Annotated in this window: 1 pseudogene; it reads right to left on the bottom strand. The window is 65.8% G+C overall.

The window, feature by feature from the left end:
• A pseudogene (locus tag KHA85_RS18215) lies at positions 1-173 on the bottom strand (ISL3 family transposase); the annotation flags it as partial.
• Positions 174-257 lie beyond the last annotated feature (84 nt).

Here is a 257-nt window from a genome sequence, read left to right as displayed (position 1 = left end):
ACGTGGTCTCGCAGGCGCCCCGCCATCCCGCACCCGGGGCAGATCGGGTCGACTATGACCGGGGCGCAGAACAAGTGCGTGAACTCGTCAGCAACGGCGGCGTCGGTGATGCTCACCCCGAGTTCGACGGTGCGGCAGATGGTGTCGGCAAGCAGGCTGGCGGTAGCGTTCAAGACGGGTCCTGGGGTGTTCGATGCGCGGTGTGAGAACCTGCATCTTCACACGCCCCAGGACCCCTACATCTTGTGCCTCACCGC

This window comes from Dietzia massiliensis, from assembly GCF_018390595.1.
Classification (GTDB): Bacteria; Actinomycetota; Actinomycetes; order Mycobacteriales; family Mycobacteriaceae; genus Dietzia; species Dietzia massiliensis.
The sequence above is the reverse complement of the archived record's forward strand: the minus strand, read 5'-3'. Positions and strand labels throughout refer to the sequence as shown.